Raw genomic sequence first — 26972 nt, forward strand, 5'->3', positions numbered from 1 at the left:
ATTAAATGTCGCAAAATCAAGAAATTAACAAAAAAGACCAGTACAACCTCAACAAACTGCAAAAGCGTCTGCGCCGCAACGTCGGTGAAGCCATTGCAGATTACAACATGATTGAAGAAGGCGACCGCATTATGGTCTGCCTGTCTGGCGGTAAAGACAGCTATACCTTGCTGGAAATCCTGCGCAATCTTCAGCAAAGCGCGCCGGTCAATTTTTCGTTAGTGGCCGTCAACCTGGATCAGAAGCAGCCGGGCTTCCCGGAGCATATCCTGCCGGAATACCTGGAGCAGCTGGGCGTTGAGTACAAAATTGTCGAAGAGAACACCTACGGCATCGTTAAAGAGAAGATCCCGGAAGGGAAAACCACCTGCTCGCTCTGCTCGCGTCTGCGTCGCGGCATTCTTTATCGTACGGCCACCGAGCTCGGCGCAACCAAGATTGCCCTCGGCCACCACCGCGATGACATTTTACAGACGCTGTTCCTGAACATGTTCTACGGCGGCAAAATGAAAGGCATGCCACCGAAGCTGATGAGCGACGACGGGAAGCACATTGTGATCCGTCCCCTTGCCTACTGCCGCGAAAAGGACATCGAGCGTTTTTCCGAGGCCAAAGCCTTCCCGATCATTCCGTGCAACCTGTGCGGCTCCCAGCCGAACCTGCAGCGTCAGGTGATTGGCGATATGCTGCGCGACTGGGACAAACGCTACCCGGGCCGCATCGAGACCATGTTCAGCGCGATGCAGAACGTGGTGCCTTCGCACCTGAGCGATATCAACCTGTTTGATTTCAAAGGGATTAAGCACGGTTCAGAAGTGGTGAACGGCGGCGATCTGGCATTCGATCGCGAAGAGATCCCGATGCAGCCCGCGGGCTGGCAGCCGGAAGAGGATGATACTCAGCTGGATGAGATGCGTCTGAACGTTATTGAAGTGAAGTAATCTTTAAGCGTCTCAGCGCTAACGCTGAGACGCTCTTCCGCCCGCTTATTTCAGCAGACGAACCTTGCAGTTTTTGCCTTTGATCTTGCCGTTTTGCAGCTGTTTCCACGCTTTTTGCGCCACCGACTGACGTACCGCCACGTACACATGTGCCGGGTGCACCACGATTTTGCCAATATCAGCGCCGTCGAGGCCAATATCACCGGTCAGCGCGCCCAACACATCACCTGGACGCATTTTGGCTTTTTTCCCACCGTCGATACAGAGCGTCGCCATTTCGGCGGCCAGCGGCACAATACCGACGTTTGCCGGGGCATCGACCCAGTTCAGCTTGATTTGCAGCATTTCTGCCAGGATGTTAGCCCGCTGCGCCTCTTCCAGGGCACAGAAGCTGATCGCCAGACCGCTGTTACCCGCACGGGCAGTTCGGCCGATGCGGTGTACGTGCACTTCCGGATCCCAGGCCAGCTCGTAGTTCACTACCAGCTCCAGAGATTTGATATCCAGACCGCGGGCGGCTACGTCTGTCGCTACCAGCACGCGGGCGCTGCCGTTGGCAAAACGCACCAGGGTCTGATCGCGGTCGCGCTGCTCAAGGTCGCCATGCAGCGACAGCGCGCTCTGTCCGGCCTCGGTCAGGGCATCACACACCGCCTGACAATCTTTTTTGGTATTACAGAACACCACGCAGGAGGCGGGCTGATACACGCTGAGCAGCTTTTGCAGCAGCGGGATTTTTCCCCGCTGGGTGGTATCGAAGAACTGCTGTTCAATCGCCGGGAGGGCGTCGACGGTATCAATTTCGATGGCGATCGGGTTTTGCTGTACGCGCCCGCTGATGGCGGCAATCGCCTCGGGCCAGGTGGCCGAAAAGAGCATGGTCTGGCGCGACGGCGGGGCAAAACGCGTCACCTCGTCGATGGCTTCGCTGAAGCCCATATCCAGCATCCGGTCGGCTTCGTCCAGCACCAGGGTCTGGAGCGCGTCGAGGGAGACCGTACCTTTCTGCAAATGATCAAGCAAACGCCCCGGCGTGGCGACGATGATGTGCGGCGCATGCTGTAAAGAATCGCGCTGGGCGCCAAACGGCTGGCCACCGCAGAGGGTTAAAATTTTGGTGTTTGGCAGAAAACGCGCCAGGCGACGTAACTCTGCCGCCACTTGATCCGCCAGCTCGCGCGTTGGACAAAGCACCAGCGACTGCGTCTTATAAAGGCTGGCATCAATATGCTGTAACAGGCCAAGACCAAATGTCGCCGTTTTGCCACTGCCGGTTTTCGCCTGTACGCGGACATCGCGTCCTTCCAGGATCGCTGGCAGCGCGGCAGCTTGTACAGGGGTCATCGTCAGGTAACCCAACTCGTTAAGATTATCGAGTTGGGCGGCAGGCAGTACGTTCAGCGTTGAAAAAGCAGTCACAGTTATTCTCGCGGTAAAAAACTCACAGTCAGCAGGCGCGTATCCTCGCAGATCTCCGCCTTTGATGCGACATTTTAATCGGGACTTCATCCGGTGGCGGATCCGGCATCGGCTGCGGGCGTGGGATCGGTTCAGGAACGGGCACTGGATCGACGGGTATCGGATCCGATTGCCGGGTTTGTTGCAGCAGCAGTGTCAAGAGCATAGCCATATTACCCTCCAGAAGAATGGATTGTCTCTTTTAGGGTAGTCGCTGCGGGGTTGCAGGCAAAAAAAAGCCGACTTATTTAAGTCGGCGTCGTACGAATCAATTTTGCTATGCAGTAATTCAAAAAAGGAAGTAAGACAATATGGAGCGCAACGCCCATCGCTTGACGTTGCATTCACCTGCGGGAGAGATAGTGCACCTTATGGGTAAAGGGTTTATTGACCTCGCTCAATTAAAATAGCGTTTCAGGCGCATCTGAACGCCAGAATAGTGTAAATTTACAACCATTTACTGCGATGTAACCACCACGCAACACCACCGATTAAAACGACTAACATGATGCAAAACAGCGAAAAGCCGAAGCGGAACTCCCCGCCGGGGATACCTCCGAGGTTGACGCCAAATAGCCCGGTTAAGAAGGTGCTGGGCAGAAAGACCATCGCCATCAGCGACATGGTGTAGGTTCTGCGGGAGAGCGACTCCTGCATGACCTGCGCGATTTCGTCTGTCAGTATCGCCGTACGGGCAATACAGGCGTCGATTTCATCGAGGCCGCGCCCGAGGCGGTCGGCAATATCCTGCATTCTGCGGCGCTGATCGTCATTCATCCAGGGGAGTCGTTCACTTGCCAGCCGGGCATAAACATCGCGCTGCGGGGCCATGTAGCGGCGCATCACGATCAGCTGTTTACGCAGCAACGCCAGAAATCCGCGAGGCGGAATAACCTGATCGATCAGATTATCTTCCAGATCGATGATCTTATCGTGCAGCTCTTCGATAAACTCGCTGGCATGATCGGTGAGCGCGTCGCAGACATCCACCAGCCAGCTCCCGCAATCCTCCGGGCCGGTGCCCTCTTTTAAATCCCCGACGACATCGTCCAGCGCCAGCACTTTTCGCTGCCGGGTCGAGACAATAAGTCGCTCATCCATATAAAGGCGCATCGCCACCAGCTGATCCGGCCGCTCATCGGTGCTGCCATTAATACAGCGCAGGGTAATGAGTGTCCCCTCGCCCATACGGGTCACGCGCGGGCGCAGGCTTTCCCCCGCCAGCGCGTCGCGCACGTTGTTGGGCAATAACGGGGTTGAAGCCAGCCAGTGAGCGCTCTCCGGCTGGGTATAGTTCAGGTGCAGCCAGCAGGGATGTTGCCGATCGATAATATCGTTATCGGTGAGCGGTCTCGCCCCACCTTTCCCATCGAGTAACCACGCAAAAACTGCGTCAGGAACGTTAACTTCCGATCCTTTTAAGCCTTCCACAGCGCCTCCGCCAGTAGCTGTTCTTTGCTGTCAGTCTAGCCACACCGGCAAGTTAAGCAACCATTTACCCCGCCATCGCGCTGAATTTATTCATAAAATAGACTATTCCTGAATCAACTGCGGCGGACAAAAAAGCCTGGCGAACCAGGCTTTTATATCAGATGGCGTGTCAGGCACGCGCGGGGTGATGTTGCCCATCGAATAATGGCGCAGAGGATGCCGGTTCCAGATGGAAATTTCGCGTACGGGCCTGCAACTCAACCACCTGTTTTTTTAGCACCGTCGAGGAGCCGGACAGCTCTTCCACCATCCCCACGTTACTCTGGGTGACGTTTTCCAGATCGGTCAGGGCCTGAGTGATTTGCGCGATGCCCTTCTCCTGTTCATAGGTCGAGGTGGAAATCTCATCCATCAGCTTGCTGACCTGTCCTGAGCCGCTGACGATTTCATGCATGTTCTTTTCGGCTTCGGCCACCACCATCGCCCCCTGACTGACGTTGCTGCTGGTCACGGCAATCAGGGATTTAATGCTTTTTGCCGCCTCGGCACTACGATGCGCCAGGCTGCGCACTTCACCCGCCACCACGGAGAAGCCCTTGCCATGATCGCCGGCCCGGGCAGCTTCAACCGCGGCATTGAGCGCCAGGATATTGGTCTGGAACGCGATACCGTCAATCATGGTGATGATCTCGGTCATCTGCTGGGCGCATTCGGTAATGGAGTGCATATTGTTGGCAACCTGCCCCATCAGCTCGCCTCCTCTCTTTGCCTGCAGAGTCGCCACGTTTGCCTTTTCATTGGCGAGGCGAGTGTTATCAGCGGTGTTTTTAGTGGTGGCTGCCATCTGTTCCATGCTGGCAGAGGTCTGGATCAGCGACGCGGACTGCAGCTCCGTTTTCGCTGCCAGTGCCGAACTGCGGGCGGCCAGCTGTTCAGACAGACTCATTGCGGTTGCGGAGGAGGTGCGAATCTCACGCACCAGCGTGGCGATGTTGCCCGACAGGGTGTTAATGCCCGGGATCAATCGCCCCGCGCAGTTATTACCAAATTCAGGAATAGTAACGCCCAGATTGCCGGAGACAACTTCTTCGATACTTCTTTTTACCGTATTGATGGGCACAACCAGGTACCGGGTCATGTAAACCCGGAGGAACATGAACGCGACGATAAACAGAATATTAAGTGAAATTAACAGAGGTGTTTGCGGTGCTAAAGAAATGACCAAGCCATCAATTAAGAGAAAGACAACCATCAGATAAGAAAGAATAAAAGTCCTTACGCTAATGTTCCTGAGCATAATATATCCCACAACGGAATTTTTAGATGATAAGGAATATATAGCATTGCGTTTTTAATTTTTCATCTTCATTTCGTAGAGACAATTCATAAATGGTATACCTCTTGTTATTTGCGTTAGGTAGAACAAATTCATCCACCAAAGCAATAATTAAAGTACTATACACTGTTGTTACCGTAACCTGAGAATGTCAAAGCGGTGAGCGATAATGCAGCTATTCAGACCTTCATACTTAAGCCCTATTCCTACTCCAGATGATGGCAATTTAGCCACGCTTAACTAACGCATTAAGGAATATATTTTAAGTTTTTACTGAAAAAACATTAATGTTTTCCCAGCGCTAATCCGATACTGAATTAAATAGATACCCTCGTATACCTGTGCGGTTCGTTTTAACGCCGCCAGTGTGTTTCTGTGAATGTTAAGCGTGAGAATTTTGATGATGTACATCGCGTGGGATCCCATCCTCATAGGCGTTTCCTGGCTGGTCGCGTTTTTCGCCGCATTTGTCGCGCTGGACAGTGCAGAGAAAATACGGCTCGCCAACTCGCGAGCCTCGCTGTTCTGGCGCTTCGCTGGCGGCGTAACGCTGGGCACGGGGATCTGGTCGATGCATTTTATCGGCATGCTGGCGATGCGCATGCCGGTAATGATGAGCTACGATCCGGAGCTCACCCTCACCTCATTCGGCATTTCGCTGGTCGCGGCAACGCTGGCTATCAATATTGCCGTGTCAGGGGGGTCGCTCTCCCTGCCCCGCCTGCTGCTGGCCACCGTCATCCTCAGTGCGGGCATCGTCTCGATGCATTATGTGGGGATGTCTGCCCTGCTGGCCCATAGCGCGATTCGCTGGAATATGCCCGTTGTGCTGCTGTCGGGGGTGATTTCGCTCATCGCATCTGGCACCGGCTTGCGGCTGGCCTTTCATCTTCGCCATCAACACAAAGGTGTGGTGAAGAAGCGGATTATCGCCGCCGGGGTGCTGGGTGCGGCCGTGTGCGCAACGCACTATACCGGCATGGCCGCCGCGGATTTCCATTCGGGCGCACATGCCATATCCGCCGGGATCGGCGAAATGAGACTCTCTGTCTGGGTTTCAGCCACAACGCTGTTATTGCTCGGCATTATGTTAATTATCTCTCACATCGATTCACATAACCGCGCCCACCAACTGACCGAGAACCTGCGCCAGCTGAACAACCAGCTGGAGATCCAGGCGCGCTACGACGCCCTCACCGGACTGGCGAACCGCCATCAAATGGACCTCATGCTGCTGGATGGTCTGCGCCTGGCAGATGAAAACAACCGCCCTTTTGCGCTTATTTTTCTCAATCTCGACCGCTTCAGGAGTATTAATGACACCTGGGGCCATTTTGTCGGGGATGCATTGCTGATCAATGTCGTTAAACGCATCAAGGCCAGATTGCACCCCGCCATGACCCTTGCCCGTATGGGCGGGGATGAGTTTGTGATTTCGGGGCCAGACTGTGACGAAGCCCAGATGTCAGCACTCTGTACAACGCTGGTGAGTGATATTGCCCAGCCTTTTTACTTTAGCGGTCATGCGTTGAATATATCCCTCAGCGCCGGGATAAGTCTCTACCCTGAACACGGCCTGACCCTGCATGAGCTTAAACTGAAAGCGGATATGGCGTTGTTTAACGCCAGGAATGAGGGACGCAATGGCTGGACGGTTTACCATCCGGGGATGTGAGCAACAGAATATAGTGCCGGTTTGGGCTGAAGCCTGACAAAAATATGCCTGCGCCCTGGAACGCTATATATTTTGCAGGTCATTAACGAATGGAAAAGTGAGCTTTTTTTAATGCGCTAACATCGGCGGAAAATAAAACTGTTCCAGCTGGTATAATTAATACAAATTTCACACGGATATCACAAAAAAATCCTGCCCGATCGGATGAAGTAGAGTATGTTTCAGAGAAGCCCACGCGTGCCGCTCCGTCGTGGATCTCAGGCACGTGACGTGCTGATAACTGAGACTGGCCTATGTCGCTTTCAGGGTTTGCTGCGCTGGATATGCTTAAAACGCCCGTGTGGGTAGTATCCCCGGTCACGGAGGATGTTCTGTTCGCCAATACGGCAGCAAAAAAGATCATGCAGGACGCGACGCTGGACAGCCTGCGCAAAGGAGTCTGCTCGGCACATGCGCAGGCAACGCTTGCGATGTATGTGCCCGATTTAAAAACCCAACAAGAGATTATTGAAATCTGGAGCGTGCTGGTAAATAACCAGCAGATCAGCCTCAGCTGCCGACTGTCGCTGGCCTTTTTTGATACCTGCGGCGAGGTGATTGTTTTTGAGGGCATCGCCCGGCAACCGGTAACGGGTCTTAAAGCCACCAGCTCCGGGACTTACCAGCGCAAAAAGCAGGGGTTCTACGCACGTTTTTTCCTGACCAACAGTGCGCCAATGCTGTTAATCGATCCCGCCCGGGACGGTCAGGTGGTGGATGCCAATCTCGCGGCACTCAATTTTTATGGCTACTCCCATGAACAGATGTGCAGCAAGCACACCTGGGAGATCAACACCCTCGGGCGCAATATTCTGCCGGTGATGACCGAGATCGCGCGCCTGCCCGGCGGCCATAAGCCGCTCAACTTTGTCCATCGACTGGCTGACGGCACCACCCGTCACGTACAGACCTATGCCGGCCCGATTGAGATTTACGGCGATAAACTGATGCTGTGCATCATTCACGATATAACCGAGCAAAAACGACTTGAACAGGAGCTCGAACACGCCGCGCTGCGCGACTCGTTAACCGGCCTGCTCAATCGCCGTCAGTTTTATAACCTCACCGATCAAGCCTCACCGAATCATCTTCCGGCCCAGCAGGAGTTCAGCCTGCTGCTGGTGGATACGGACCACTTCAAGCGCATCAACGATGTGTTTGGACATCAGAAAGGCGATGAGGTGTTGATTGCCCTCTCGCGAATGCTGGAAAGCTGTTGTCGAAAAGATGATTACGTTTTCCGCTGGGGCGGCGAGGAGTTTGTGCTGTTGCTGCCCCGCACGTCGCTGGATGCGGCGATGCAGATCGCAGAAACCTTACGCGCCGCGGTTGCCCGCATTGCCATCTCCGGCCTGCCCCGCTTTACCGTCAGCATCGGAGTGGCGCGGCATAACCCGGAGGAAAATATCGACGATCTGTTTAAGCGCGTGGACGATGCGCTGTATCGCGCCAAGAATGATGGTCGTAATAAAGTGTTGGCGGCGTGATGTCGCCATCTCTCTTTCAATGTATTCCTTGAGGAGTGGTTAAGATGAGCAAAAAGATCCTGATGCTGGTCGGGGATTATGCAGAAGATTACGAAACCATGGTGCCGTTTCAGGCATTACAGATGATTGGCCATCAGGTCGACGCGGTCTGTCCTGACAAAGCCAAAGGCGACTTTATCATGACGGCGATCCATGATTTTGACGGCGCCCAGACCTACAGCGAGAAACCTGGCCACCGTTTTATTCTCAACGCCGATTTTGCTGAGGTGCATGAAGAGGATTATGACGCCCTGTTAATTCCGGGCGGACGGGCGCCGGAATATCTGCGCCTCAATGAGAAGGTACTTGAACTGGTGCGGGCCTTTGACCAGGCGCGTAAGCCGATTGCCGCCGTATGCCACGGGGCTCAGCTCCTGGCCGCCGCTGATATCCTGAAAGGACGGACCTGCAGCGCCTACCCGGCCTGCGCGCCGGAAGTCCGACTCGCCGGCGGATACTACGCTGATATTGGTATCGATGAGGCGTATGTCGATGACAATCTGGTTACGGCTCCGGCCTGGCCTGCGCATCCGCAGTGGCTGGCGAAGTTTGCTGAAGTGTTGCAGAAGTAAGGTAGGTGGTTTCAGGCCAGCCTGTCTACAGTCTCAAAAAAGCGCTCTTCGGTCATGATGACGTTGTCTTTTGCGCTCTGATACTGACGCCGGATAAACCAGCCCGTTTCCGGCGCCATGCTCAGATAAAACGTCTGGCGGATACCGGGCGCATCGACATGCAGGGTCACAATGCCTGTCTCTGCGCCATTCCAGAGCTGCTCTGGAAGAAGTCGGACGCTACGGTCGCCGTTCTGCAACCGGATGGCGGTGATGTCATAACGGCATATGCCGCTGTTCAGGCTGTAGCCCACCGCGCTCAGGTCATGTAGATGTCTGGTGGATAGCGTCACCTCGATTCCGGAACCCGTGAACCACTGGCTGATTTGCTGCGCAAGTCCATCCATTCGCGAGCAGAACGTTCTGACTTCTGCGTCAGCAGATTTTATGCCGGACGGTACTCTGTCGTTTTTATGCTGCAATTTTTTAAAAAAATGTTCTCTGGCTGACACATTCTCTCCCGACGTTTTATTCCGTTCCGGCTGACCAGAATCGGTAATATTAAATGCTATTTACACGATGATTTTCTGTTCAATAACCGTTCATGGGCCTACTCTACTGCGCACGTTTTCAGTTGTTCCGCCACACCCAGATGCATATTACTCTCCAGCTTCTGCCATTCTTCATCACTCCAGGGACGAAAACCACTGGTGCTCCGTGCGGATTTTTTCAACCCCATCCGCCTAGCCATCACCTTCACTGCTACGGAATGTCTTCCCGGTAGACGAGCGGTAATGGCGAATCCTTCGTCCGGATAGTACATTTTCAGTATCTGTCATTCGTCCTCAGTCAAGAACCGTCCGCTCAGCACGCCCATTTTTTCCGCCATCAGAGCCACGGCTCCCGGCGTCCGGCCCAGATATGCCGCCAGCTCCATTAATGGCTGATGCCGGTAGTGCTACTCCAGATACTGCGGATGTTCAACAGTCCACGGGGTATGGGTATTCCGTTATTTTTGAAGCCGATTCATCGCGTTTTGTCTCCGGGCCGGTTTTCCGATAAAGCGTAACGACTCAGCAACTGATTCAGCCGGGCTTCAGTCTGTTGTTTCTGTGCCGGAGAAATCTGCCCTCCCTGTGCCTGTACCGCCATCTGTCGTAACAGTTCTTCCACAGGAATGGTACGGTTAAACGACTGCGCGATGGCGAACACCGCCGTTTTCAGTTCGCTGACGGTCATGTATTTGCCTCGCTTCTCATCCAGCGCGTTCAGTTGATTCGCCAGCTGCTGTAGCTGCGTCATCCCCTGATGCCAGCCGTCAAGCGACTCAGACGGTAATACAGCGGCCTCCAGCTGCTGCTGCCACTGTTGCGCCAGCGGTTTCGCCTCTTCAGGCCAAAGGAACAGTGCCTGCTGCACCAGACTGTCGCCATAACTGATAGCCCAGTCCGCTTTTAACTGTGCAAGCCGTGTGAGTTGCTGCTGTGTTTGCTGTAAACCCGTTTCAGACGACGGCGCTTTTTGTCGCAGCCGGGCCAGTTGCTCACCGGAAAGCGCGACGGGCAGCGGAGAAAGCGTGGCGGCAAACTCCACCTTTTGCGGGTCCGGCTGATGTGTTACCTGCCAACCCCATACGCACGCCCCGGCCAGCACCAGCATAGTCAGCATTCCGGCGGTAAATGGCTTCCAGGGCTTCGCAGGTACCGGCGGTCCGGTCATCACCTGCCTGTCCGGCAGCGGCTCTGGCTGCACGACATGCACCCGCTTTACGTGTTCTGACGGGGCTGTAAGGCTGGCCGGGATGACAGCACCACCCGCATTTCTCCCGCCGTCGCTGCTTTCCAGCCGCACCGCCGCGTTATGCATCAGGGTGCGCAGGGCATCAAGCTGGCTGGCATGCTTCAGCTCCAGACGCTGCAGCACCTCACCCAGCGCAGTCAGGTGAGCTTCCGCCTGGTGCAACTGGCTGAGGTCGGCATACGACAGCGTCAGGGTGCGCATCTCCTGCTGCAGACGTTTATTCAGATTGCTGAGAATTTCCATTCGCGCAGGTACCGGTTGCGGCCAGATATTGACCCACTGGTGGGAAAGGAGCGTTTTCAGTATCGCCAGTCCTTCGTTCATGCCGTACATGCCAGCCAGCCGGGTGCGGACGAGCGTGTACCAGGCGGCGGTCTGGAGTTCCACCCCATTGTGCTCAAACAGCGAGAGGCAGAGTGTTTCCGCATGCCGCCAGTTGACGTCCGGGCGCGCCGGATGGGTCAGTTTGTTCATTTCATCGCGCAGGACTGCGTAATCCACAAACGTGCGCGGGTCCCCGCCGGTTTTGAGGTGGTGGGTGTTTACCGGATTCATCATGCTGTCCTTGCCGGGTCACAAAAATTCAAAAACAGGAACGTTTATCAAGATAGTTTTGCTGCTTCAGATGTCGAAGCAGAACCTTCCCATCAGGCATGAATTCAGTGCCGTAACGCACCAGCCCGACACCTTTCAGCTCCGCATCTATGGTGTATCTCAGTTCACCCGGAATGTGCTGCTCCAGTAAAGTCACATTCATCGACTGCAACCGGGGTTCGTACTTTAATAAAACATTCGATAACGTCGCTGTCAGTTGATGTGCGGTTCCTGGCATGCCCTGAAGGATTTTTGTCATATCAGGCAAACCGTAGTCAGGCAAATGTGAAATGGCTCCGGCTCTTGAATTGAGGATACGCTGAATATTATCCAGTACAGACAAAATGACCTGGTCCTCTTCGTTTATCAGCTCCATGGAAAGATCCCCTGTAAAATTACCAGTAAGCGTTTCATATAAAGATGGGCGTTTATAATTCATAATACATTCGTTGAATCCTGTAGCGAAGCACAAATCACATACTTTATTGTGCTTTCTTTATTTTCATAAATACTTTTTTTTACAACACCACCAATAACCACTATGCTATATGCGGTTAAACACCAGGAAAGCATCAAACTAACTCGAAGTGGATTTGTGCCATACCAAGAAGAGATCATATAGATAATAACCAAACCAATAGCCAATAGCCAATAGCCAATAGCCAATAGCCAATAGCCAATAGCCAATAGCCAATAGCCAATAGCCAATAAAGTGTATTTTATCTTTATAAATCAGAAAGAAACCTCACCGGGATAACAATATATCTCATATATATCATTACAAAACCTAGCGAAACCCCCAGTGCATGCACTCCAAGCCAAACAGTTAATTTTGACGATTCTTTAGTGAACACTCGTTTACATAACCCTGAGAGTCTGTAAAACCTTTAAATTTTTCTCCGCTCTTATTACGAATAAAATATGGTGTGTTCACTATTGGTATACCTTCGTCATCTATCACACGAAATTGCTCATCATATAAACCATCTTTTATCAACTCCTCTACTAGTGGCAATGTTTTTGTTACAACTGGTAAGTTATTAGATACAGCCGCCATCGTCCTTTTCGTTCGCCGCAGGTACGTCCCCAGGGTTCCGTACTCGATTTTAACGGCTTCGAGCCGCAGGTAGCTTCCGCCGCCGAGGAGCGTGATGCGCTTTTTCTCCGCAAACGTGATGTCGCTCTCCGAGGTCAGGATTTGGATGGGTTTATTTTAAGACATAGCCGTCATAACCTAGTTCGCTAGGATAAAGAAGTTCTTTATCTGTGCCGTATAAGAATTCAATAGAGTCATAGGCTGCAACTTCAGATGTGCCGTAAAATGGGGAAGGTTTAAATATTACTTTCCCTTCAACGTCGTATAAAATAAAATAATAATCCTCATTCTTCAGGTATTTATAAAGTGATAGTGGAGATATTATTTTAGCATGGTATATATCTACTTTGTATTTTCCATCAGGGCTGACCATATCAAAACTCTTTGTTTTTTCATTGACAAACAAAGTAGAAGGCAAAAAAAACCAAGTAATTAACAATAGAAAAAAACAATGTGTACTTTTTTTTATTTTCATTTACAGAGGGATCTCCTTGTCGTTTTCTCTCGGTGAGATCCATAATACATCAGAAAAAACAATATAATCCCCACCTGAATCATGTTTTCTTTGCCACTCCCGAAAATCTTTATTAAAGATAGGTACAAATCCTGAAAAACCTCTCACCAGATGCCCCCACAAACCAGATAAGTAGGTAGACATGTAAATACTTGTTTCTTCTTTATTGAGAATGCGATCTTTACTCCAAATCCCTAGAGGCTCTGATGAATTCCCTTCATCAACAAAATAATAGGTATCCTTCAAGTAGAATCCCAACTTATCTACAATAAAAAATGTTTTTTCTTTCCTGGTTTGTGTCATTCCACGAACGCATATTTTAAGATTTGAGTTACCCATTGCACCATACCAATCGTTTATCGTATCCAATTTACTACCTATTGGACTGAGATTGACCTGGGATGTTTTATCCAATTCTATAACTTCGTCAGTGTACCCAAGAGATATCACATTTTTATTGAAATCACCTTTACTCTGAAGAAGTTTTTTTAGTCGGGCAATGCCTTTTGTACTTTTCCAACGACCAGAAAGTTCTTCAATCCCAGCGCTAACTTGTTCAAATTTTATTGCCCAGGACATTTTGACTATTTCAGTACTAACTTGAGTTGGTGGCAAGTTTCTTGCGTCCTCATCTAATGATTTTCTTTTACTTTCAGCAGTGAACGCAAATGCTGGCGAAATTTCAAACCACTGTTCCATTAACTTAGGAGCCATCTCCCACCCCATATTTCTCATCGCATCCGGAATCATATCAATATGAAAGAATTCCACACTGACTTTCTTTTCCTGCTGTTCCGGTTCCTTTGACGTCGTTGTCGATGAAACGGTCATCACCTAGTCCCCGCTCTAATCTGGAAAACATAGTCCAGGACCACGTTTTCTTCAGTATCCGAATTCACTGTATACGTCAGTGCTGAATCAGTTCTTCCCTGCAACGCACCTGTGGGTGTATTAACCTGATAAGCAAATTCCATATCTTCTGCCCCTGTTAATGCATCTGAAATTCTGAAACAGGCGGAGTTTGGTCCACATGACAAAATGGGTAATGGTGTGGGCATTTTAGTCTGGTCTTGCTCCAAGGAATTACCCCCCGCCGCCATCGTCCGCGTCGTCCTTCTCAGATACGTCCCCAGGGTGCCGTAATCAATCTTCCCCGCATCCAGCCGCAGGTAACTCCCGCCACCAATCAGGGTGATGCGTTTTTTTCCGGCAAACGAGATGTCACTCGCCGAACTCATCGTCAGCTTTTTCTCCGCAATCAACTGCATCTTCCCGTTCTGCGCCTGCATCTCCACCTGGCCTTCGCTGGCTTTCAGGCTCAGTTGGCCCGATCTCGCAAACAGCCCGATTTTTTCTCCGGCCAGCGCCGTCATGTTGCCCATCACGCCAGTGCTGATATCGCTCCCGGCGTTAATGGCAATGTTCTTCGCGGCGGTCATCTGCAGATGCTCACCGCTGGTGAATGCCATCCCTTCCGGCGCGGAGAACAGCAGGGTTTCGTTCAGCGGCTTCAGGCGCTTTTCAAACATCTGTATCTGGCTGTCAATGTCCGCCTTCAGCGCCTGCGCCTGTTCAGCGGCAGTTTCCAGTTGCTGAAGCTGCTGCAGGCAGATATCAATTTCTTTCAGGGCGGTCTCCATCTCCAGCACCTCGCCCGCCGCCTTCTGCTGTCCGTCCGCGGTGATAAACAGCCCTTTTGCGACGCGAATCACGCCATATTCATCGGTTCTGAGCTCAAATCCCTTGCCACGGAGTTTCTCCTGTGCATCCACCAGATGCCCGGTATTCAGCTGCGTTTTGCCGTACTCCGTGGCGAGCTTGATATGCTCCTCCCCGCGCCGGTCTTCCATCCTCAGCTTATTGTTCGCGGGCGTGCGCAGCACGTTGCGGGTGTGGTTGTCGCGGGCAACATGGTCCGGATGCTCAGAATCATGCAGGGCGTGGGAGATATACGGCAGGTCGATGTCGCCGTTGCTGTATGCGATGGCCACTTCGTTACCGTCGAGCAGCGGGGTGTGCCAGCCGTATGTCCCACCGGCATACGGCTTCGCCATCCGCAGCCACAGGTAGGCAAACCCCTGTCCAGTATCGTCCCGGTCGAAATCCAGCCTGACGCGGTAGCGACCCTGTTCATCCAGATGCGCGTAGATGTCGTTCTTCTCCCGGCTCTCAACCCGCGCCGGGAGGGTGCCATGCACTTCCGGACGTCCGGTTTCCGCCGGGCGGAAGCAGTAACGTTCGGTATAGGGCATCCCGTCGACGGAGACATGCAGGCGGGTGTCACGGGCGGCGTGGTACTCCACGGTGGTGATGACCATCCCTTCCTTAAGCGCCCGAATCACCTCGCCCTGCGGCTCCAGCACCTGGCCCGGCAGCAGGCAGGCGGCGTTACTCTCCAGATGAATACGCGCCGAGGCGTTCAGCTCCCGCTCATGGTGGATACGGGCATAGAAGGCCCCGGATTCGGTTTCCGGCTCCGGGTCGGTGTCGTCGCCTGCCTCCCGGTACGGCGCGACGTAGCGGTAATGCTCTCCGGTGGTCACCGCCTCACTGCGCACGCTCACCGTCGCGTCCATCGGTGTTCCGGCGATACGGTAGTTGTAATCCCGTACGCTGACCATGCCCGGCACCACCTGGTTCAGGGTGGACACGTCCCACACTGACTCCTGTGCCCCGTCATACAGCCCGGACGGCTCGCGGTACGGCAGATGAACGTCAAACCGGTAGTTCAGCTGGCTGTCGGCAAAAATATAAATATCCAGCCCGCGCGCCTCGTCCATTTCCGTGCGCCAGAAAATCCCGACCTCTGACAGTATGCGCTGAATAAATTCCAGGTCCGTCTCCCGCCACTGAGTAATCAGTTCACGTGCCGGGTAGGTACGCTCCAGACGAAAATCAAAATCCGCGCCTTCAAGGCCATGCTGGCGTAATACCTGCTCCACCACCTCCGGCACCGACTGATTCTGAAATACACTGCACTGACGGATACGCGTCAACAGTGCCAGACGGGAGCTCAGCACCACCTGGTAATGCGACTGGTCGGCAGTGGTGGAAATCCACTCCAGACGGGTGATGATACCGTGCACCGCCTTCCCGCTGCGCATATGCAGGGTGGTGTGTTTCATCAGCACATCCTGCGGGGCGATATTATCCTGCGGGGTGGTGAAGTCGATTTCCCAGCGAAACGGCTCGCTGAGTGCTTCGCGTCCGGTAAACTTCAGCACATCAGGTTTTACCGGGCTGTCGTTAATCTCCAGCAGATAGCGCGGCTGCCCGTCAAACAGCGCCAGCCAGTTGTCCTTGTCCATCACATCACTCCTTTACCGGTACAAGGCTGAGCCAGCCGTCGCCCAGTTCAATGGTGCGGGGTTTATCCGGGTCGAGGTCGTCCCGCGTGAGCACCAGACGCCAGCGGTTGTCCTGCATGTCCGGGCGGTTAAACAGCCCCACCACGGCGACGAATTGTGTGTCTTCATCCATCGGCATAGTGAGCGTCACGCTGCCTTTGGGCATCACCAGCAGCGCTTTTGAGGCCAGTACATCGTCTTTCAGTACCGCATCAGCATTGCGCAACAGAGACTGATAATCAGCACTATCGACTGCCTGACGGTCTTTCAGCTGGTAAACCCGTACCATGGTGGCCAGCGGCGTCTGGGCGCCGTCAGCATTCGCCGCGGTACGGGGGGTGAAATCCAGATGCAGCGTTTTAATTTTCTTGTAAAAGATGGATTTAGTGAGACTGACGGTACCTTCCGTCACGGTCTGGGTCAGGCCGCAGCCTGTCAGCAGGGCGCAGGTGATTAGCGTCAGCGCCCGCCAGCGGGTGACTGTTGTCATTCAACATTCCTTTTGAGGAGGGAAAGTGCGTAATTAATCGAAACGGTAATGACCATCTTCAGCGGGCGGTAACGCCCGGCAGTTCAGACCTTTATAGCAGCCCAGACTCACCGTGAGAGTCTCCCGGTTATCGCTGAGCCTGCCGTCCTTCAGGCCGAGCAGGCCTGTGCGGCCCAGCTGTATTCGCCGGCCTTTATCCAACCGGGGAGCTGGCAACAACCGGACCGGTACGGTAAGACGCAGCCGTGCATCGCTGCGGTAACCCAGATAAACCCGCATCAGAACCAGCAGGTCAGTATGGATCTGACCACCGGGTAACCAGCCTTCGGCTTCGTCAGGATCTTCCGTGACAAGCGTAACCCGCACCCTGCTACAGGCTTCCCTGGCGGTTTTGCCAAGCGTTGCCCGCTGCGAAAGTCGGACACGGTTTCCGGCTTCCAGCCCGGTGCGGTTTTCGATATGCACTGTAACCGGGTCGGGTTGGGTGATAACCACACGGGTATGCGGAGCCAGCAGGCTGACCAGCGCGCGGATACCTTCCGCATTGCGGGTGGGCAGCCGCATGGTGCCGAGCAGCGCCAGAAAGCGGGAAACCGGCGTTTCCACATGTTCCGCCGTGCCCGGGATACCCAGCCCCACCAGCCCCAGCAGGCACTGGGATGTCGCATCTTCCCCGCCCGCCTCAAAGGTGGCCGGATAAGCGTATTTGCGCCAGATCCGGTAGTACTGCGTGGTGATGCGGTGACTGAAGATGTCCAGAAACGACGTGACCGCCTCATAACCATCCCGGCACTGTGCGATATCATCCAGATACGCGCCCGGCAGGGGTGAATCCACACCGTACATCCCCAGGAAGGTGGTGCGGACGGTCGGGGGTAACCCGGGATTTTCCTCATCGGTCTCAACCGTCCGCAGCTCGGTGACCGGGAATCCCATCCCCGGCCAGGAGCGGAAACGCACCGGATCGTCGCCCGGATGGCTGGTCGCACCGAGCTTCGGCGCATCTGGACGCTCCTGCTCCAGCAACTGGCAGAAACGATAAAAATTAGCCTGCCAGATGTCCTTATTGAGGGTTAACGTCAGCCTGGTACGTGCTGGCTGTGATTCTCGTTCCATCTCAGTCGTTTCCCTCTCGGTTGCAGTACCAGCGTGAGCTGGTTAAAGAGGTGAATATCCGCATAGAGCGCGAAGAAACGGTGCAGCATCTCGCCGAACAGGTTCACGTCGCCCTCGCCTGCAAAGTTGTCCATGTTCAGCGTGACCTCGATATCCACGCCCCGCAGCATTAAACCTTTTTCAAAGCGGCGGATCAGTGTGTGCTTCACCGCAACGATGGCCTCAAGGCGACGGCGGTTCATCTCATCACCGGTCCAGTCGTACAGCGCCAGCGTCCCGCGCAGCACTTCCGGGTTATCCATCATGCTGAGGAAGTTTGAGCCGAGATGGCTCATCACCCTCCAGTGGAACCGGTCGTTTGCCGGAGGATACAGGGGCATGGTGGGGGCCGTGACGTTCAGTACCCTGACCGGAACTTTGCCCGCTTTCACCACCCTGTCCAGCAGGGTACTTTCCAGTGCCTTACGCGGCAGCTGGCCGTTGGTGCCGGTGATCCGCATGGAGAGCGATTCCGGTTTTTCGGAAAGCTGATCCAGCTCGAAAGAACGTCCGCCGAGGATAAGCCAGGTGTCATAAAGACCGGAAGCGCCGCGCTTAACGCGCGTGTGGTAGTAGCGTTCCGGCGCATCGTGGCGCATCATGCCGCCCCGGTGCCGGAAGCTGGTGAACGGGACATAATGGTGCTTGCCGAGCTTCACCGCGCCGTGGATATTATCCACGCTGTAAATCTCGGTGTGCCCGTCCTGGAGGCGCAGCGGCCGCAGCAGGTACTCATTCTGCAGCGGACTGAGCGTCAGCGGATCTGCCTCAAGCGTGAAGAGATTGATAACCGGCGCACAGTGCAGGCGGAAATTATCCGTTTCAAACGGCAGGTCAGGTGACCAGGCTTCACTGAGCACCATGTCGATTTCAAACCAGGTGCTGGCCGCCGTCAGTCCGATAGTGTCAAGGCCGCGCAGCTCCACAAACATAAACTTCGGACGGAAGCTGAAATACTCCAGCAGCAGCTGATAGCCGCTGAATGCCGTGTCGCTTTTCTTCCACAGACCGTCATTGTCATCAAAACCCACCGGTCTGCACCAGCCGTCAAACGTATGGCGTTCAGTGCCGGTTCCGGCATGACGGGCATACATGGCATGCACCCGACGGGTCATCGCCAGATGCAAGGCGGAACTGACCGGGCTTTCGGCATTCAGGAAAATAGCGACTTTCTCAAGCCCGGCCTTGCTCCAGTCCACTTTTTCCGGGCATTCAAAACGCAGGCGGATGGCCGAACGGCCGTCCGTTTCGGTATGCAGTCGCGCACCCGCAAGGTGCAGGGGTTGCAGGGGGACATCCCGCGTGGTGCGGTACTGGCAGGCGGTTTTGTGTGGCCCCACCGGACGCGACAGCACCGAAAATCCTTCTGCCAGCGTCTCTGCCTGACGCAGGCTCCGCCAGTCCGGCGTAAACTCAACGATGGCAAGCGACGGGATGGTCCGCATGTAGTGTGGCCATAACAGGCTCACCAGCCCCTCAGTCAGCTCCGGCAAGTCATCATCGAGCTTTTCACGCAGCCTGCCCATCAGGAAGGCAAATCCTTCAAACAGACGTTCTACGTAAGGATCGCGGGCACCGGGTTTATCCAGGTTAAGCATCGCCGCCCGGTCCGGGTGGGCGCGGGCAAATTCTTTTCCGGCCTCACGCAGATAGCGCATTTCGGCCTCGTAATAGCGCAGGGTTAAGTCATCCATGCACAGTATTCCTGATAGTTAACAAAGATATTCTAGTCACACAGCACCATGGCCCGGGCCGGATCGATGGCAATCAGCCCCGCCAGCAACACATCCATCTCGGGCATCAGCCGGGTTTTATCGGACTCGCTGCGACTGGCTTCCATGCGCAGCAGCTTCAGACGGCGGGCCTGAACCTCGAACAGCAGGCCCGGCTCCCAGTCCGCAAGCGTCAACAGCGGAGCGGAAGCCGTCAGTTCCCCCAGCAGATGCAGCGCCATCTCGTTGCGTCCATACTGCTCGGCCACCCGGGCCATCAGCAGGCGCACCAGCCAGCGCTGACGCGGGGTATCCATTCCCGGGCGGGACTGGAGCCAGGCGAGTGCAGCTTCAGGCCCTTCGCTGTCGCCCTTTTCCATCGCTTCAGATTCCAGTAACAGCACGTCGTCCTCATGCCCAGTGGCAGCCGTTACTGGCTCAGTACCAAATGACAACCCCTCTTCGTGTACCTTTTCCGCAATCCAGCCCATGGTCACCTCATCTGCAAACGGAGTGCCGTCATTCCATGCCAGTCCTTCCAGCCCGGGCAGGCGTCTGAGGAGCAGCCGCAGATCCAGCAGGACTGACGCCGACCAGTTCTCCCACGGCTGCCCCGAATGGCTGAGCCCCTGCCAGAGATACCACTGAAGATCGAGCCAGAAATGGTTCACCGCTTCGCAGAACATCTGGCTGGCCTGTTCGACCAGCTCAGCCCAGTTTTTCTGCAGATACAGACGCTTCAGTTGCGCCCGGTACTCAGGTTTAGGCGGGAGCAGCCGGGTACGGCCAGCGCTGTCCAGCGGCGGGATCTGATCGACTGTATCCCAGCGAATGGTTTTTATCAGCCGGTGAGAGGCCAACCATCCCTGCGGTTGCTCACCCAGCCAGTCGGAAAGTAGCCTTGCCTGATCGAGCAAATCACGCCCGGACTTCACGGCAGTCAGTTGTGGCGACGGAGAAAAGTCGGTGTCGCGTCCGGTTTCATGAATGCTGCTGTTCTGGGGTATAAGCACCTCCACCCCGCCGGAATGCGCTAGGCGATTATCCAGGATGGCACAGAAACCGGCAAAAGAGGGTTTTTCATCTTCAGGCCAGTCAGCGACGCTCGCCGCCAGCAAACTGACAGCCCCCGCAGTCAGCACGGCATCATCCCGATCCACTTCCGGCCAGCGCGAAAGTGTATCCAGCATTTTTGAGCTATTTAACCATTCCAGTGCAGCTTTCCTGGCATTAGCGCGCAGTGGGTGACAGCGTTTGCCGTAGCGGGACAGCATCGCGACCAGCAGTAATAACCCTTCTGCCAGTCCTTTCTCACCGTCGCGGCTAAGCCGGGCCTGGATATACCATGTGACGACACGGATATCTTTGGCGCTTTCACACAGTATCTTTTCCGCCAGCGTACAGAGCAGCGCCGGATCGGTCCCCGAGAGCTTATTAATTTCTTCGCGCATCAGCTGGAAATTGTCATCATAGGCCGGATCGTCACCCGTTTCCGTCTCAGGGCTGACAGGTTTTAACCAGTTATCCCAAAGTGACAGGGTGCCGGAGGCATTATCGATAAGGCATTGTTGCTCTTCCTGATTTGTGGCGCATGCCGATAACAGGGCTTGGGGTGAACTCATGTTTTTCCTTGTCTCATCTTTATTCGACGTCTTCAGCGCTGGCCGTAACCGTAAATATGGTTTCAGGCAACGTAAACCCCTGGAGCTTCAGCAACGCAAGCGGACCGTCGCCCAGTTCGCTGCGCATCACAAATTTCAGCGGATTACCGTCCTGCGCTATCCAAACCAGCTGAGTGCGGCTCGCATCAAGCGGGGTAACCTGGGCTTTATCCAGCAGACGGATGAAACCCCAGTTTCCCTGGTTGCTGGTGTAGAGTTGCATTCCGCTGCTGACGCTGCGCCAGCGGAGGCTCGCACCGGGGTAGTACGTGTTTCCCGGCCAGGTAAAACTCTGCCAACTTTCCATCTGGTTAAAAAAGTCCAGATTCTGTTCATCAAGCGTCAGCTGCATACGAGCCACATCACGGGAAGGACGCGCCATCAGTTCGAAGTGAACGTTCGCGTCCCCCTGGGCAAAAACGATATCCGACAGTTCAGCCAGCTGGTTAATGGCCCGAAGGAAATTCGGGTTCACCTCCATACCCTGGTTTGCTGAAGGATCCACCACCCAGTGACTCCCTTCCTGGTGAAGGATGCCGCCGAGGCTGGTTTTCAGGAACGTCGCGATACGGCCTGAATCACTGCGCAGGAACTGCGCCAGTAACGGCAGTGAGGCATCACCACCGGTGGCTTTAAACGGATAGCGACCGGCAAAGGCTTTGTTCCACTGATCGACAATAGTCGTCTGCCAGCGGGTATTAAGGCTTCCTGCCGCCGGAGTCAGCACCTGTCGCCAGGCCAGATCCAGCGGCTGAACAAACAGTGACTGACCGAATCCGTTCCACTCCTGTCCGAGGCTTGCCGCCACCAGACTGCTGTAGTCACGCGTATCGGTCAGGTCGGTAGCCTTGCCCTGGAAGACTGTCTGGGCCAGCATCTGGGACATCGCCTGCGGATCCGGCGCGCTGGTGACCTGCTGGAGCTTGAGGCGCACCTGCGTCACGCGGGCAAGCCAGGACTGGAAACTCAGGTTACCGTTACGTCCGGTGCCCTCTTTTCCCTCCATGAACCCCGTCAGCGGACCAAACACGTCATCCAGCGGTCCTTTCGGCCCCTGTGCCTGTTCGATGAACGGCCGGGCATATTTTTTTCGGCCAACCAGTTTTTTCGCCGAATCCACGATCGAATCCGCCAGCGCTTCGCCCTTCTCGCCTGTTTTTCCCTGGTAGTTCAGGGTGTTCATTAACGCCACCAGGGGTGACTGGCGCACATCGCCGATCAGGCTGAGCTGGGCAATGGCTTCTGACAGCGATGTCGCTTCCTGCCACTGAATGCTGTTGACCATATTCAGCCAGGCATTACCAAAATCGGTAAAATACCGTTCGGTCAGCCGGGCCTTCAGCGCTTCGGGTGCAATATCGCTCCCTGGCTGACGGGTTTTATCCGTCAGGACCCAGTCAATTTCATCGCGGCGAGTTTTAACCACGTCGTTAATCGCATCCTGCACCTGCTCTTCCCAGGCTTGGCGGGTAAACATGCCTGGCACTACTTCGTCCGTGCTGAAAACGGTGGAGGCATCGGTGTCGCCGGTCATATCCGCCAGCGTTAAATCTGGCCAGTTACTGGCCACACGCTTCAGCATGTCCTGATACAGCCCCGATTCAGCATTGCGCTGGCCAATCTGTTTGAGCAGGATCTGGCGCACGGTTGCGACAAGTTCAGCATCGTGCTTAATTTTCCATTCCGGATGAGCCGGGAGATTCTGCGCGTAAAAACCCAGCAGTTTCGGGGCCAGTTCATGCCAGGCGCCATCCGGCACGCCCTGTCGTTTTGACCAGGCCAGCAGCACATTTTTCGCCAGCCATCCGGCATCCGCTTTGTCCGGCCGGGCCATCATCAGATAGCTTTTCAGCACATCGTAAGCCCGCTGTGCTCCCTGCGTGCGGGCATCACTGGCAGGGGGAAGCTGAACATAGGCGTTCAGTTGCTGCTTCAGGCGCGCTGCGGTGGCATCACGCATTAACAGGGCATTATTGCGGGCATACAACGGCCAGAGCGCCGTCAGCGTGTCGCGGTCCTGATTGAGTCCAAAGCGGGTGTACCACGGCGCACCGGTCGCCTCACGGTTCTGCAGCCGGGCAATGGCCTGCTGAAGCACGAGCTGGTTATGCAAACGTTCGGTCAGCGGCTGTCTGGTATCGGCAGCAAGACGGGCGGTGCTCTGCGCCTGGTAAATCTGCGCCCGGTTGACGGTGAGGGACACGACTGTACCTGTGCCCCAGAATATAATCAGGCCAAGCAGCAGTAAACGCAGCCCCTTAAGCCAGTCGAAACTCAATTTTCTGGCGCGTACGACAGCACAGTCATCAATAACGGCTTTCCAGCCAGGGTTATCGAGCCGGGTATTGGGTACTGAGCCGGCAACAGCCAGTTCCGGGCTGAACATTATTCCCCGCAGACGGTATGCCGCCGTTCCCTGCACCAGTCCGCTCAGCAGGATGTTCAGGTCTGCTTTAAGGTCACCCTGCAGGCGGGAGGAGAGCTGCAGCAACCAGTTGTGCTGCGGGTTGTTCAGCACCTTAGACATTCCGGCCTGACGTAAACGCGACACCAGCGTATCCAGCGTGGCGAGCGCATTCTGCGGGGTGGCTCCGGGGCCGAACAGCGCACCGGTGGCTACCGGTTCACTCTTATCACCGGTAGCCGTTTCTTTGTCTGTCAGCCATATCCAGACGGGAGCCTGCCAGCCGAGGAGATAATCGGCCTTCTGGCGGCAACGTAAGAAGGCGTCACGCTCAACGTCGGTTGGCAGCGCTGAGGTATTTATTACCTGGATGATGCCGTCCACAGCTTTACCCGAAAGCAGATGTTTTAACCGGGACAGGAAAATTTCATCCGGCAGTGACTGCGCATTGCCACCATAGATAAGCACATTGCCGTCACCTTCCTGCCAGAGATCGCAGCACAGCCCCGGCACCGCCTTCTGAACCTCATCCTTATTGCCCATAACGAGCAGGATCCTGACCTGATGCTGCCAGCGACGCCCGTACCGCAGGCGCAGATGCTCTGTTACCGGTTCATGCAGAAAAACAGGCTCACTGTCATCCTCTGCCCCTGCAATAACCTGCGCTACCGGGGCGAGAATCTGCTTTTTATTCTGATTCCAGTGGACGTACAGACCTGATTTACCCGCAAAATCGAATGCCCTTTCCACCAGCCATCCCAGGAGTAACAACGCGGCCACTAGCACTGCACAAAATGTGAGTATTCGTTGTCCATCATACGGGCCTAACCCGGTGGACGAAGCCATATTTTCCGGAAAGGCGTAAAACAAAAATGCAACGATGACTGTCAGGAAAAAAATGACAGTAACAACAGAGCCGATGAGTGTTTTGACTTTGACCTTAGACATTCCCTGACGATCCCTTGCGAACTTCTTCTTTGGTGATTACGGTGACCCAGATGTCATCTTCATCTGAGGCAGGCTGCGCCGCGATAACCTGCGGGCCATTGTCGTTACAGGCAGCAGAAGCGAGAATAATGGCAAGCCAGGGCGCGGCACGTCCGGTATATCCCAGCGCGGGATCAATACTCCTGTTATCTTTCGACAAACTAAATACCACCCCGTTATTCTCACAGGCCATATTCCATCCACTTCCGCTGGCTATCGCCGAGCCTGTATGCCAGCCGGCTTTTAGTGCTACAGAGTCTGTTGCGGCCCATAACAGCGCTCTGTTTAGTGTTTTTTCAAGCCCGGCTTCCTGGCCTTTTTCAGGCCTGTGGAGACACACAGCATCAGGCCAGGCGACAGCATTACGGTTGCTGAGTACCAGCAGCGTGATGGCGTCGGCATCACCTTCATATGGCAGCGCTGGCAACGAAAACGTCACTGCTACAAGAATGCCCGGTTGCTCCCAGCGCTGGTCGAGCCAGGCATCAAACGCCGCCAGGCCTTTGCCAGCCAGAAGCCTGAAAAGCCGCCCTGTTTTGGCTGAGAGTTCATTTCTGAAATGTTCCTCTACTCTGGAACGAATATCATCATCGCAGTCCAGCATGAGGCAGCAGGGAATATCTTTCGGGAGCATTTCCGTTATCTTCTGCACCCGGGTGACAAGTGTTGACGTAGTGGAGATGATTTCAGCATCTAAATCGGTCTGGAAGGCATTCAGGGCTGCATACCTGACAGCAGACAACCGACCACGAGGGGTTGAAAGTTTTGCCGCCAGCGAAGAGCTTTCTACCGCTTTAATCAGTACACCCGTTTTGTTTCCTGTAATATGCTGAACGCTGGTACCCAGTATCCACGCACAGCGCTGACCCCGTTGAATTTCACGCTCAATCAAAAGCTCACGTTCTGTATTGCGGGATTCGGCTCCAGTCTGTTCCGCCTTATAGGCGAACCGGCGAAGCCCAAAAATAAGCCCCCATGAGCAGAACGGCAGACCCAGTGCAGTAAACCAGAATACAAACCCCGTACGCTCAGCGGTCCATCCCCAGAGCGTCAGGGCAATACCGCCCAGCATGATAAATACCAGAAACAGCATCCAGCGACGGGTATCAGGACGCGGAACTTTCGCCGCCTTTTCGGGAACAGCATCCAGCCAGACGGGCATAATCAGGCGACCTTTGCAGGTGCATAAGAACTGATCAATGTGCAGCCACACCCACATCTGTGTCCATGAAAGGCAACCGGGATCCCGTTATCAAGATAATTCGGGTTACCTTCGATGATAGTTGTCGGGCCATGTCCGGGTATCGGACAGGAAACCATGTCACCTTTACGCGCCACACCGAGCCCGCCAAATTTCATCGTTTCGGAAGCGGTCATCACTGAGCCACCGTGAGTGGTTTTATCGCCTTTTCGAATAATCTGGAGCATTATTTAAAGCCTCATTGTTCGTTTATAGATGATTTACTGTTCTCTTATCAAAGATACGAGTTTTAGTTCATTTATAAAAAATAAAATCGTAAGGTGTGATATTTTTATCCACAAAAAAACGAATACATGCTTCACTTCTGACTTTGAAATAAATATTTATTTAACAACGGCATCAACCTTAACCAAGATAACAAGTGGAGTGCCTTTTGAATTGATATAGCCGACATTCACACATTTATTATCGAAGGACCACTGTATTATTTTTATTCTTTCAGTGTTACAAGATAGGCTTTGGTTTGTGTGTTACTATCTGAAACAGTGAATAAATGTGTCTTCAAGTTAATTGATGATTCATTTTCAATACTATGCAAGTAATCAGATGTGGCATTTTTTAGAAATTTTTCGTTTTTTCATTCTCTTTCGCTAATCGTTGATATTTGTCTATATTTTCTTTTGAGGGGACATCGCAACGAAGCATATTACTTGCACGTCGGATATCCAATGAAGATAGTTTATTGTTCATTTTATTGATTGAAGGTACGTATTCCACAGCGGGTCATCCTTGCCGTATTACCATTCACTCCCATGCTTAGCAATCACACGGTATAAGCGGTCGCGGTAGGAGGCATTATGCACCGCCTGAAGATACTCCTGCTCCGGGTAGGAGCCGTCATGGTTGCTTTCAATCAACTCCAGCAACCGCTGGTAGTTATATTTGTTCAGTGCGTGAGTCGTACGCGTTTCATCCTGCGCCGCTTTATACAGCTGCTCCAGAATACCCTTCACCACGTTGTCCGGTTGTTGTATGCCATCAATCAGTTCAAAAC

At 54.1% G+C, this 26972-nt stretch carries 24 protein-coding genes; 4 read left to right on the top strand and 20 right to left on the bottom strand.

The features are described from left to right. Positions 1-5 precede the first annotated feature (5 nt). On the top strand, positions 6-941 hold the full coding sequence (gene ttcA, locus ACP4QI_RS12120) for a tRNA 2-thiocytidine(32) synthetase TtcA (RefSeq protein ID WP_156263937.1): 936 nt from the start codon (positions 6-8) through the stop codon (positions 939-941). 45 nt (positions 942-986) lie between these two features. Here ttcA and dbpA read toward each other — a convergent pair whose 3' ends face one another. From dbpA to ACP4QI_RS12140, 4 genes are all read right to left on the bottom strand, one after another. Beyond that, positions 987-2360, bottom strand: coding sequence for an ATP-dependent RNA helicase DbpA (dbpA, locus tag ACP4QI_RS12125; protein ID WP_426494533.1), 1374 nt, complete (start codon positions 2358-2360; stop codon positions 987-989). 28 nt (positions 2361-2388) lie between these two features. Further along, positions 2389-2571 carry a proline-rich small protein YnaL gene (ynaL, locus tag ACP4QI_RS12130; RefSeq protein ID WP_142489747.1) on the bottom strand — a complete coding sequence of 61 codons (183 nt, stop codon included), beginning with the start codon at positions 2569-2571 and terminating at the stop codon, positions 2389-2391. A gap of 275 nt (positions 2572-2846) precedes the next feature. Beyond that, on the bottom strand, positions 2847-3830 hold the full coding sequence (gene zntB / locus ACP4QI_RS12135; RefSeq protein WP_142489748.1) for a zinc transporter ZntB: 984 nt from the start codon (positions 3828-3830) through the stop codon (positions 2847-2849). 169 nt (positions 3831-3999) lie between these two features. Beyond that, complete coding sequence (locus ACP4QI_RS12140; RefSeq protein ID WP_426494532.1) at positions 4000-4968, bottom strand: methyl-accepting chemotaxis protein; 969 nt, start codon at positions 4966-4968, stop codon at positions 4000-4002. A 598-nt stretch (positions 4969-5566) separates the two neighbouring features. Here ACP4QI_RS12140 and ACP4QI_RS12145 point away from each other — a divergent pair. From ACP4QI_RS12145 to ACP4QI_RS12155, 3 genes are all read left to right on the top strand, one after another. Then, positions 5567-6841: an MHYT domain-containing protein gene (locus ACP4QI_RS12145; protein ID WP_426494531.1), complete on the top strand. Its 1275-nt coding sequence runs from the start codon at positions 5567-5569 to the stop codon at positions 6839-6841. A 293-nt stretch (positions 6842-7134) separates the two neighbouring features. Further along, a complete protein-coding gene (locus tag ACP4QI_RS12150) occupies positions 7135-8367 on the top strand; it encodes a sensor domain-containing diguanylate cyclase (protein ID WP_142489751.1) in 1233 nt (410 codons plus the stop codon). A 44-nt stretch (positions 8368-8411) separates the two neighbouring features. Continuing rightward, the gene (locus tag ACP4QI_RS12155; RefSeq protein ID WP_426494530.1) at positions 8412-8978 is read left to right on the top strand and encodes a DJ-1/PfpI family protein; all 567 of its coding nucleotides are present in this window, start codon (positions 8412-8414) and stop codon (positions 8976-8978) included. Between the two features lie 11 nt (positions 8979-8989). On the opposite strand, the gene ACP4QI_RS12160 is transcribed toward ACP4QI_RS12155, so the two are convergent. The 16 genes from ACP4QI_RS12160 to ACP4QI_RS12235 all read right to left on the bottom strand — a co-directional run bounded on the left by ACP4QI_RS12160 (position 8990) and on the right by ACP4QI_RS12235 (position 26931). Further along, positions 8990-9469 (bottom strand): hypothetical protein, encoded by a 480-nt coding sequence (locus ACP4QI_RS12160; protein WP_285125827.1) that lies wholly within the window; start codon positions 9467-9469, stop codon positions 8990-8992. 514 nt (positions 9470-9983) lie between these two features. Beyond that, the gene (locus ACP4QI_RS12165; protein WP_426494926.1) at positions 9984-11312 is read right to left on the bottom strand and encodes a VasL domain-containing protein; all 1329 of its coding nucleotides are present in this window, start codon (positions 11310-11312) and stop codon (positions 9984-9986) included. 28 nt (positions 11313-11340) lie between these two features. Beyond that, positions 11341-11790, bottom strand: coding sequence for a type VI secretion system baseplate subunit TssE (gene tssE / locus ACP4QI_RS12170; RefSeq protein WP_285111691.1), 450 nt, complete (start codon positions 11788-11790; stop codon positions 11341-11343). Next, positions 11787-12059, bottom strand: a complete 273-nt coding sequence (locus tag ACP4QI_RS12175; protein WP_426494529.1) for a hypothetical protein — start codon at positions 12057-12059, stop codon at positions 11787-11789. The genes tssE and ACP4QI_RS12175 overlap by 4 nt, the downstream gene beginning before the upstream one ends. 118 nt (positions 12060-12177) lie before the next feature. Beyond that, entirely contained in the window at positions 12178-12408 is a 231-nt protein-coding gene (locus ACP4QI_RS12180; protein ID WP_426494528.1) for a hypothetical protein, read from the bottom strand. A gap of 151 nt (positions 12409-12559) precedes the next feature. After that, a complete protein-coding gene (locus ACP4QI_RS12185) occupies positions 12560-12922 on the bottom strand; it encodes a DUF6201 family protein (RefSeq protein WP_426494527.1) in 363 nt (120 codons plus the stop codon). Next, positions 12923-13792 carry a DUF6402 family protein gene (locus ACP4QI_RS12190; RefSeq protein ID WP_426494526.1) on the bottom strand — a complete coding sequence of 290 codons (870 nt, stop codon included), beginning with the start codon at positions 13790-13792 and terminating at the stop codon, positions 12923-12925. Continuing rightward, on the bottom strand, positions 13792-16269 hold the full coding sequence (locus tag ACP4QI_RS12195) for a type VI secretion system Vgr family protein (RefSeq protein WP_426494525.1): 2478 nt from the start codon (positions 16267-16269) through the stop codon (positions 13792-13794). The genes ACP4QI_RS12190 and ACP4QI_RS12195 overlap by 1 nt, the downstream gene beginning before the upstream one ends. Positions 16270-16273: 4 nt before the next feature. Further along, positions 16274-16798 carry a type VI secretion system lipoprotein TssJ gene (gene tssJ / locus ACP4QI_RS12200; RefSeq protein ID WP_426494524.1) on the bottom strand — a complete coding sequence of 175 codons (525 nt, stop codon included), beginning with the start codon at positions 16796-16798 and terminating at the stop codon, positions 16274-16276. A 33-nt stretch (positions 16799-16831) separates the two neighbouring features. Further along, the gene (gene tssG, locus ACP4QI_RS12205) at positions 16832-17914 is read right to left on the bottom strand and encodes a type VI secretion system baseplate subunit TssG (RefSeq protein WP_426494523.1); all 1083 of its coding nucleotides are present in this window, start codon (positions 17912-17914) and stop codon (positions 16832-16834) included. Continuing rightward, entirely contained in the window at positions 17878-19647 is a 1770-nt protein-coding gene (gene tssF / locus ACP4QI_RS12210) for a type VI secretion system baseplate subunit TssF (RefSeq protein ID WP_426494522.1), read from the bottom strand. Before tssF ends, tssG begins: the two co-directional genes overlap by 37 nt. Before the next feature lie 32 nt (positions 19648-19679). After that, positions 19680-21287 (bottom strand): type VI secretion system protein TssA, encoded by a 1608-nt coding sequence (gene tssA, locus ACP4QI_RS12215; protein ID WP_426494521.1) that lies wholly within the window; start codon positions 21285-21287, stop codon positions 19680-19682. Between the two features lie 19 nt (positions 21288-21306). Beyond that, on the bottom strand, positions 21307-24678 hold the full coding sequence (locus tag ACP4QI_RS12220) for an ImcF-related family protein (RefSeq protein WP_426494520.1): 3372 nt from the start codon (positions 24676-24678) through the stop codon (positions 21307-21309). Next, positions 24671-25879 carry a hypothetical protein gene (locus ACP4QI_RS12225; protein ID WP_426494519.1) on the bottom strand — a complete coding sequence of 403 codons (1209 nt, stop codon included), beginning with the start codon at positions 25877-25879 and terminating at the stop codon, positions 24671-24673. Before ACP4QI_RS12225 ends, ACP4QI_RS12220 begins: the two co-directional genes overlap by 8 nt. Before the next feature lie 2 nt (positions 25880-25881). Next, positions 25882-26145 carry a PAAR domain-containing protein gene (locus ACP4QI_RS12230; RefSeq protein ID WP_142489767.1) on the bottom strand — a complete coding sequence of 88 codons (264 nt, stop codon included), beginning with the start codon at positions 26143-26145 and terminating at the stop codon, positions 25882-25884. A 570-nt stretch (positions 26146-26715) separates the two neighbouring features. Next, positions 26716-26931 (bottom strand): hypothetical protein, encoded by a 216-nt coding sequence (locus ACP4QI_RS12235; RefSeq protein ID WP_260609650.1) that lies wholly within the window; start codon positions 26929-26931, stop codon positions 26716-26718. Between the last annotated feature and the right edge of the window lie 41 nt (positions 26932-26972).

Source organism: Leclercia sp. TB492, assembly GCF_049974505.2.
Lineage (GTDB): Bacteria > Pseudomonadota > Gammaproteobacteria > Enterobacterales > Enterobacteriaceae > Enterobacter > Enterobacter adecarboxylatus_C.

Excerpts from the sequence above, each read along its gene's own strand:
- ttcA (WP_156263937.1), top strand. The coding sequence starts at position 6 with ATGTCGCAAAATCAAGAAATTAACAAAAAAGACCAGTACAACCTCAAC.
- ynaL (WP_142489747.1), bottom strand. The coding sequence starts at position 2,571 with ATGGCTATGCTCTTGACACTGCTGCTGCAACAAACCCGGCAATCGGAT.
- ACP4QI_RS12140 (WP_426494532.1), bottom strand. The coding sequence starts at position 4,968 with ATGACCCGGTACCTGGTTGTGCCCATCAATACGGTAAAAAGAAGTATC.
- ACP4QI_RS12145 (WP_426494531.1), top strand. The coding sequence starts at position 5,567 with ATGATGTACATCGCGTGGGATCCCATCCTCATAGGCGTTTCCTGGCTG.
- ACP4QI_RS12150 (WP_142489751.1), top strand. The coding sequence starts at position 7,135 with ATGTCGCTTTCAGGGTTTGCTGCGCTGGATATGCTTAAAACGCCCGTG.
- ACP4QI_RS12155 (WP_426494530.1), top strand. The coding sequence starts at position 8,412 with ATGAGCAAAAAGATCCTGATGCTGGTCGGGGATTATGCAGAAGATTAC.
- ACP4QI_RS12165 (WP_426494926.1), bottom strand. The coding sequence starts at position 11,312 with ATGAATCCGGTAAACACCCACCACCTCAAAACCGGCGGGGACCCGCGC.
- tssE (WP_285111691.1), bottom strand. The coding sequence starts at position 11,790 with ATGAATTATAAACGCCCATCTTTATATGAAACGCTTACTGGTAATTTT.
- ACP4QI_RS12180 (WP_426494528.1), bottom strand. The coding sequence starts at position 12,408 with ATGGCGGCTGTATCTAATAACTTACCAGTTGTAACAAAAACATTGCCA.
- ACP4QI_RS12185 (WP_426494527.1), bottom strand. The coding sequence starts at position 12,922 with ATGAAAATAAAAAAAAGTACACATTGTTTTTTTCTATTGTTAATTACT.
- ACP4QI_RS12190 (WP_426494526.1), bottom strand. The coding sequence starts at position 13,792 with ATGACCGTTTCATCGACAACGACGTCAAAGGAACCGGAACAGCAGGAA.
- ACP4QI_RS12195 (WP_426494525.1), bottom strand. The coding sequence starts at position 16,269 with ATGGACAAGGACAACTGGCTGGCGCTGTTTGACGGGCAGCCGCGCTAT.
- tssJ (WP_426494524.1), bottom strand. The coding sequence starts at position 16,798 with ATGACAACAGTCACCCGCTGGCGGGCGCTGACGCTAATCACCTGCGCC.
- tssG (WP_426494523.1), bottom strand. The coding sequence starts at position 17,914 with ATGGAACGAGAATCACAGCCAGCACGTACCAGGCTGACGTTAACCCTC.
- tssF (WP_426494522.1), bottom strand. The coding sequence starts at position 19,647 with ATGGATGACTTAACCCTGCGCTATTACGAGGCCGAAATGCGCTATCTG.
- tssA (WP_426494521.1), bottom strand. The coding sequence starts at position 21,287 with ATGAGTTCACCCCAAGCCCTGTTATCGGCATGCGCCACAAATCAGGAA.
- ACP4QI_RS12220 (WP_426494520.1), bottom strand. The coding sequence starts at position 24,678 with ATGTCTAAGGTCAAAGTCAAAACACTCATCGGCTCTGTTGTTACTGTC.
- ACP4QI_RS12225 (WP_426494519.1), bottom strand. The coding sequence starts at position 25,879 with ATGCCCGTCTGGCTGGATGCTGTTCCCGAAAAGGCGGCGAAAGTTCCG.
- ACP4QI_RS12230 (WP_142489767.1), bottom strand. The coding sequence starts at position 26,145 with ATGCTCCAGATTATTCGAAAAGGCGATAAAACCACTCACGGTGGCTCA.